Below are 8,328 nucleotides of genomic sequence, written 5' to 3' on the forward strand. Positions count from 1 at the left end.
GTAACCAGTTATCTCGTCAAGATCGCTCTGCGAGCATCGAATTCGGCTGAGCATCCGAGGGCCTTCCGTTACGGGTCGACGACGAGGAACTGGTGGACGCATGACTACGAATCCGATGGTGCCGCCGGCACCGGCACCCGGCCGGGAAGCGGGGCGTGAGTTCTCGCCGGCCGAGGCCCGTATCGCCGACGTGTGGCAGTCCGTTCTCGGCACCGAGGTGAAGGCGGCGGAGTCCGACTTCTTCCTGCTGGGCGGCACCGGGGAGCAGGCGGCGGAAATGGCCCGCCGGGTGGCGATGGAGTTCGGCTCGGAATTCCAGGCCCCTTCGGCAAAGGGGCCTTTGACCGTACGGACCGTGGCATCGTTCCTCGCCGATGAGGCCATGCGACGGACCCGTCGGCTGTTCGAGTCCATCGACGAGGACATGGACGAGGGCGCGGATGCCCTGGCCTCACCGTCCGATCCCGACGTCACGGCCTCAATCCCCGCCGCCGCCCGTGACGGGCGGCCTCTGCCGCTGTCGTTCGCGCAGCGCCGCCTCTGGTTCCTGGATCAGCTGGAGCCGGGCCGCGCCGAATATCTCATCCCCATGGGGCTGCGCATCAGCGGTCCGCTGGACGTGCCGGCGCTGGAGGCGTCGCTGTCGGAGCTGGTGGCGCGGCACGAGGTGTTGCGGACCCGTTTCGTCACCGACGGGGACGGCACCCCCGGTCAGATCATCGACGTGCCCCGGCCGCTGCCGCTGGCCGTACACGACCTGCGGTCCGTCGCGGATGCCGGTGCCCGGGAAGAGGCCGCCATCGCGCTCGTGGACACCGAGGGCTTCCGGCCGGTGGATCTCGCCATCGGTCCGATGGTCCGCGCCTTGCTGATCCGGCTGGACGAGGCGGATCACCTCCTCTCACTGACGATCCATCACATAGCTTTCGACGGATGGTCAATGGGGGTGATCTCGCGGGAGCTCACCAAGCTGTACACGGCGCGGGTCACGGGCATCGCCGCTGATCTGCTCGAACCTCCGCTGCAGTACGCCGATTTCGCGGTATGGCAGCGCGCATGGCTCACCGGTGATGAGCTGTCCGCGCAACTCGACTACTGGCGTGACATGCTGGCGGGCACCGCACCGCTGGAGCTGCCCACCGACCGCAGGCGCCCGGCACGGCGCAGTGGCAACGGGGCGATGCTCACCTTCAGCATCCCCGCCGCGACCGCCGACGGCGCCCGCAGACTGGCGCACGACACGGGCGCGAGCCTGTTCATGACGCTGCTCGCCGTGTTCCAGGTCGTGCTGTCGCGCTACAGCGGCCAGGAGGACATCGCGGTGGGCACTCCGATCGCGGGCCGCAACCGGGCCGAGATCGAGGACATGGTCGGCTTCTTCGTGAATACGCTGGTCATGCGTACCGATCTGTCGGGCGACCCGACGTTCACCGAACTCATCGACCGCGTCAAGGACACCGCACTCGGTGCCTACGACCACCAGGATCTGCCTTTCGAGCGGCTGGTGGAGGAACTGGCGCCACAGCGGGACCTCTCCCGGAACCCATTGTTCCAGACCATGTTCGTCCTCCAGAACACACCCGACAACCAATCCTGGGAGCTGCCCGGCCTCAGCGTCCGCCAGCTGGACGTGGCCGCACAGGAGTCGAAGTTCGACTTCACGTTCTACGCGACGGAGGCCGACGACGGCGGTCTGGACGGCACCATCGTCTACTCCACCGACCTCTTCGACGAAGCCACGATGGTACGGCTCGCCGGACACTTCGAGACCCTGCTCGGTGCGGCCGCTCACGCTCCCACCGCCCGGCTGTCCGCCCTGGAGATGCTGACGGCCTCGGAGCGGCGGCACATACTCACCGCATGGAACGGCGCGGACACCGACGCCCCCGACGCCGTCACCGTGCACCGGCTCTTCGAGGACCGGGCCGCCGAACGCCCGAACTCCCCCGCTGTCACCTGCGGCTCGGATCATCTGACCTACCGCGAGCTGGACGAGCGGGCCGAGTGGATCGCCGCCCTGCTGCGCGAGCGCGGAGCCGGTCCCGGGACACTGGTCGCCGTCTGCCTCGACCGGGGCACCGACATGGTGAGCGCGCTGCTCGGAATTCTCAAATCAGGTGCCGCGTACGTGCCGTTGGACCCGACGTATCCGACCGAACGGCTCGCCTACATGGTCGAGGACAGCGGGGCCCCGCTGATCGTCACCCGGTCCTCGCACGCCGAGCGGCTGCCCGCCGCTACGCCGCTCCTGCTGCTGGAGGACTCCTGGCCGTCGGATCCGCCCGTCCGCCCGGGTGACGGTTCCGCGCCCGGGGCGAAGCCGGACGATCTGGCGTACGTGATCTACACGAGCGGTTCGACAGGCCGCCCGAAGGGCGTCCAGATCACCCACGGCGCCCTGCGCGCACGGATGCGGGAGACCCGGCGGCAGCTCGACCTCACCTGCGAGGACCGGGTACTGCAGTTCGCGTCGATCTCCTTCGACTCCTCGGTGGGGCAATTGTTCGCGCCTCTCGTCTCAGGTGCTTCCCTGGTACTGCGCGACGACGCGTGGGACCCGGGGATGCTCGGGCAGGCGCTGCGCACCAACAAGGTGACGGTGGCCTGGCTGACCCCGTCGGCGTTCGGTGCGCTCGCCGCCCAGCTCGACGGGCCGGATTCCCTCGGCCCGGAGCTGCGGCTGGTGCGGCTCGGCGGCGAGGCGCTCCCGCGGGAGCAGGTACGCCAGTGGTTCCGCCACACCTCGGTGCCGCTGGTCAACGGTTACGGGCCGACGGAGGCGGCGCAGGAGGCGGCGACGGCGCGGATCACCGGGCCAGGCGAGCACGTGCCGATCGGGCGCCCGGTCGCCAACGCGAAGGTCTTCGTGGTGGACCGCCACGGCCGGCCGGTCCCGGTAGGCGTCCCGGGTGAGATGTGGATCAGCTGCCCCGGCCTGGCCCGAGGGTATCTGGGCAGGCCCGAGCTGACCGCCGAGAAGTTCACGGTCGTCACGCTGGACGGCACGCCACGGCGCGTGTACCGCACCGGCGACCTCGCGAAGTGGCACCCTGACGGGCATCTGGAGTTCATCGGCCGGGGCGACAACCAGATCAAGCTGCGCGGCTACCGCATCGAGCCCGGTGAGATCGAGGCGGCGCTGCTCACCCACCCATCGGTCACGCTCGCCACCGTTCTGCTGCGCGAGGACATACCGGGCGACCCGCGGCTGGTGGCATACGTCGTCGCGGACCCACCTGCCGAGACGGGCGCGCTGCGCGCCCACCTCCGGCGTGAACTGCCGGACTACATGATCCCCGCCGCGTTCGTGCCCCTGGACCGCATCCCGCTCACCCCGAACGGCAAGACGGACCGCCGCGCACTGCCCGCGCCCGCCTCCGACCGGTCCGAGCTGGGCGCCGCGTACACGGCCCCGCGCACCGGGACCGAGCGGACGGTGGCCGAGGTCTGGGCAGAGGTGCTCGGCGTCGACACGGTCGGCGTGGACGACGACTTCTTCGCGCTGGGCGGCCACTCGCTGCTGGCGACGCGGGTCGTGTCGCGGTTGCGCCGGCGGCTGGGCGTGGACGTCCCCGTACGGACCCTGTTCAGCGCGCCGACCCCGGCGCTGCTGGCCGCCGCGGTGGCGGACCTCGATGACGTCGGGATCTCCCGCATCCCCGCCGTACCGCGCGACGGTGCCCCGCTGCCGCTGAGCTTCGCTCAGCAACGCCTCTGGTTCCTCGACCAGTTGGAGCCGGAAAGGGCCGAATATCTGCTGCCGTTCGCCTTCCGCGTCCACGGACTGGTCGATGTGGACGCCCTCAACTCCGCCTTCACCGCGCTGGTTGCCCGCCACGAGGTCCTGCGCACCCGGTTCGGCACGGACGAAGCGGGCTCCCCGGTCCAGTCGATCTCCCCCGAGGGGCCGGTGACGGTGCTGATACGGGATCTACGCGCCGTCGCCGACGCCCAGGCCCGGGACGACGCCTGTGCGGCGGTCGTGACCGAGGACGCCCTGCGCCCGGTGGACCTCAGCACCGTCCCGATGCTGCGCGCGGTGCTGGTACGACTGGCCGACGAGGAAGCGGTCCTGGCGATCACCGTGCATCACATCGCCTTCGACGGCTGGTCAGTGGGCGTGCTGGTACGTGAGTTGTCCGCGCTGTACGCGGCGGCCCTGGAGAAGGGACCGGTCCCGGCGCCGCTGCCGGTGCAGTACGCCGACTACGCGCTGTGGCAGCGCGGCTGGCTGACCGGCGAACCGCTGGAACGCCAGCTCAGTTACTGGCGTGCTTGTTTGGCGGACCTGGAGCCGCTGGAGCTGCCGACGGACCATGCCCGTCCCGCGCAGCGCACCGGCAAGGGTGAGGTCGTCCGGTTCTCGGTGCCCGCCGACGTCGCCGCACGTGCCAGGGCGGTGGCCGCCGACGGCGGCGCGAGCCTGTTCATGACCCTGCTGTCGGTCTTCCAACTGCTGCTGGCCCGCTACAGCGGACAACGGGACGTCGCGGTGGGTACCCCCATCGCCGGCCGCAACAGGGCCGAGACCGAAGACCTGATCGGCTTCTTCGTCAACACTCTCGTCCTGCGCACCGACCTCTCCGGCGATCCGGCGTTCACCGAGCTGCTGGCCCGCGTCAAGGACACGGCACTGGGCGCGTACGACCACCAGGACCTGCCCTTCGAGCGCCTCGTCGAAGAGCTGGCTCCCGACCGTGACCTGTCCCGCAATCCGCTGTTCCAGACTCTGTTCGCGCTCCAGAACACGCCCGGAGCGGACGCGTGGAGCCTGCCCGGTCTGACGGCGGAGCCCATGGAGTCCCCTGTACGCGACGCGAAGTTCGACCTGTCGATGTACCTCGCCGAGGCGGCCGACGGTACTCTGGACGGCGCCGTCGTCTACGCCGGTGACCTCTTCACCGAGGCCACCGCGCGGCGCCTCGTGGATCACTTCACCAACCTGCTGGACGCGGCGACGGCGCGTCCACGCAGCGCGCTGTCCGAGCTGGAGATGCTGGGTACGGACGAGCGCCTCCGGATCGTGACCGAGTGGAACGCCACCTCGGCGCCCGTCCCCGTCGCGGCCACCCTGCATCAGCTGTTCGAGGCGCGCGCGGCGCTCACCCCGGACGCCGTCGCCGTCGTGTGCGGCACGGAAGAGCTGACCTACCGCGAACTCGACGAGCGGGCGAATCAGTTGGCCCACCGGCTGCGCGCCGAGCCGGGGATCGGACCGGATGTCCCGGTGGGCGTCTGCCTGGAGCGCTCCCCCGCCCTGGTGTGGACGCTGCTCGGCATCCTGAAGGCCGGTGCGGCCTATGTTCCGCTCGACCCGGAACATCCGGCGGAACGACTGGCCTACCTGGTGGAGGACTCCGGTGCACCACTGGTCGTGACCGACACCGCACACGCCGGCCTGCTGGCCGAGGGCCTGGTCCTGCTGGCCGTCGACCGCGCCTCGGACCTGCCGGACACCCTCCCGGTAACCGCACCCCAGCCCGTCGCAGGACCCGGCGACTTGTCCTACCTGATCTACACCAGCGGCTCGACCGGGCGGCCGAAGGGCGTCCGCATCGAGCACCGAGGGGTGGTCAACTACCTGGCCGGGATGCAGGACGCGTTCCCGCTCGCGCCGGGCGAGGGCTTCCTTCAGGCGACGCCCCTGTCCTTCGACGTGTCGGCGTACGAGATCTTCTGGCCTCTGTGGCAGGGGGCGACGGTCGTGCTCGTACCCGGCTCCGACCGGCTGGACATGGCCGAGGTGTCACGCCTGATGGGGGCCCACCGGGTGGTCGGCCTGCACTTCGTGCCGAGCCTGCTGGACCTGTTCGTCTCACAGGCGGAGCCCGAAGACTGCGCGCACCTGCGTTACGCCTTCGCGAGCGGCGAACCCCTTCAGCCGACCTTGGTGGCCCGCTTCCTCGACCGTTTCCCCGGCGACCTGATCAACCTGTACGGGGCGACGGAGGTCTCCGTCGACACCACGTACTGGCGGGCCTCGCGCACCGACCCCCAGGGTCCGGTCCTCGCGGGGCGGCCCATGGTGAACCAGACCGTGTACGTCCTCGACCCGGACCGCCGGCCCGTACCCGCGGGAGTGCTGGGCGAGGTGTATCTCGGCGGAGACAGCGTGGGGCGCGGCTACCACGAGCGGCCCGAACTCACCGCGGAACGCTTCGTACCGGACCCGTTCACCGGCGGCCGGATGTACCGCACCGGTGACGTCGGCCGCTTCACCCCCGATGGCGAACTCGACCTGCTCGGACGCATCGACCGGCAGGTGAAGCTGCGCGGCGTACGGGTCGAACTCGGTGAGATCGAGGCGGCCTTGCTCGCCCATGACGCGGTCGGGGTGTGCGCGGTGACCGTCCGCGAGGACGCCCCGGGCGACAAACGGCTCGTCGCCTATCACGTACCCGCGCCGGACAGTACGGCGGACACGGACGCCGAGGCGCTGCGGGCATGGGCGGCCGAGCGACTGCCCCGGGCCATGATGCCGTCCGCGTTCGTGGAACTGCCCGAACTCCCACTCAACCGGAACGGCAAGGTCGACCACTCTGCGCTGCCGGCCCCCGACGAGGCCGACACCACGGCGGAATTCGTGGCGCCCCGGGACGACATCGAGGCGGAGATCGCCGACATCATGGCCGGCGTGCTCGGACGCGAAAAGGTCGGAATCCACGACCGCTTCTTCGACATCGGAGGGCATTCCCTCCTCGCCATCCAGCTCGTCAATCGCATCGAGGCGGTGACCGGGGTCCGTATCGGTCTGCGCCGCCTGTTCCAGGCGCCGACGGTCACCGGTGTCAAGGAGCAGCTCATCGAATTGTTCGACACACAGGAACAGGCGTCCTGAATTCAGCGGCCCCCTGCCCACCCGCAGAGACCCGTTGTCCCCGCGCAGAGACCCGTTGCCCACCCGAAGAGCAGAGGACAGACATCATCATGGGCGAGAACTCGATCGAGGCACGGCTACTGTCCCGTATGCGACGGCACGCGGACGCGGACCGGATCGTACGTGCCGACAAGGACGCCGCCGGACCGCTTCCGCTGTCGTTCGCACAGCAGCGGCTCTGGTTCCTGGACCGCCTGACCCCCGAGAGCGCCGACTACCTCGTGCCCACGGCGCTGCGGGTACGCGGCCTACTCGATGTCACAGCACTGGAGACGGCGCTGTCCGGCCTGGTGGCCCGGCACGAGGTGCTGCGGACGGCCTTCACAGCGGGCGACGACGGCACGCCGCACCAGGAGGTCAACGCGCCCTGGCCGGTCGACGTTTCGGTGCACGACCTGCGGGGCGAGGGAGACGCGGTCGCCGAAGAAAGAGCCCGTGAGGTGCTGCGCAGCGAAGCGAAGCGCCCCTTCGACCTCACGACGGGCCGGCCGCTGCGGACGGACGTCGTACGCCTTGCCGATGACGACCACTACCTGCTCCTGACGACACATCACATCGTGTCGGACGGCTGGTCCTCCGGCATCCTGGCGCGCGAACTCCGTGAGCTGTACGCGGCGGCCCTGGCCGGGGGGCGCGAAGCGTCGCTCCCGGACCTTCCAGTGCAGTATGCGGACTTCGCCGTCTGGCAGCGCGACCAGCTCACGGGGCCGGCGCTGGAGCGGCAGCTCGGGTACTGGCGCGAGCGCCTCGCCCGTTCCACACCGTTGGAGCTGCCCACGGACCGTCAGCGCCCGGCGCACGCGAGCGGCGCCGGCGACGTGGTCACCTTCGAGGTAGCGGCCGAGGTGGCGGAGCGGTTGCGGGAGGCGGCGGGACGGCAGGGTGCGAGCCTGTTCATGGCGCTGCTGTCGTTGTTCCAGGTCGTGTTGGCACGCTATTGCCGCCAGGACGACATCGCGGTGGGAACCCCGATCGCGGGCCGCAACCGGGCCGAGATCGAGGATGTCGTCGGCTTCTTCGTCAACACATTGGTGATGCGGACCGACCTGTCCGGTGACCCGACCTTCGGCGAGCTGATCGACCGCGTCAAGGACACGGCCCTGGGGGCTTTCGACCACCAGGACCTGCCGTTCGAGCGGCTGGTGGAGGAGCTGGCGCCGGAACGGGATCTGTCGCGCAACCCGTTGTTCCAGACCATGTTCGTCCTTCAGGCGCCGGGAAGCGCGGACGGCGAGGCATGGCAGCTGGCGGGCGTGGACGTCGAGCCGGTCGAGATCGAGCGGGGTGTGGCCAAGTTCGACCTGACGCTGACCGTTGTCGAGTCGTCGGACGGCCTCCGAGCTGTGTTGGAGTATCGGACGGATCTGTTCGATCGGGCGAGGATCGAGCGGATGGCCGGCCATCTGGCCACGCTCGCCGCCTCTGTGGCAGCTGCCCCTGACGCACGGTTG

The 8,328-nt window shown here is 70.1% G+C and carries 2 protein-coding genes; both read left to right on the plus strand.

Annotated features, from left to right (window positions below):
* Positions 1 to 100: 100 nt before the first annotated feature.
* The gene (locus IEZ15_RS35475) at positions 101 to 6,838 is read left to right on the plus strand and encodes a non-ribosomal peptide synthetase (RefSeq protein ID WP_229846330.1); all 6,738 of its coding nucleotides are present in this window, start codon (positions 101 to 103) and stop codon (positions 6,836 to 6,838) included.
* An 89-nt stretch (positions 6,839 to 6,927) separates the two neighbouring features.
* A partial coding sequence (locus IEZ15_RS35480; protein WP_229846331.1) for a condensation domain-containing protein occupies positions 6,928 to 8,328 on the plus strand: 1,401 nt, incomplete at its 3' end.

The organism is Streptomyces atratus, assembly GCF_014648655.1.
Taxonomy (GTDB): Bacteria; Actinomycetota; Actinomycetes; order Streptomycetales; family Streptomycetaceae; genus Streptomyces; species Streptomyces atratus.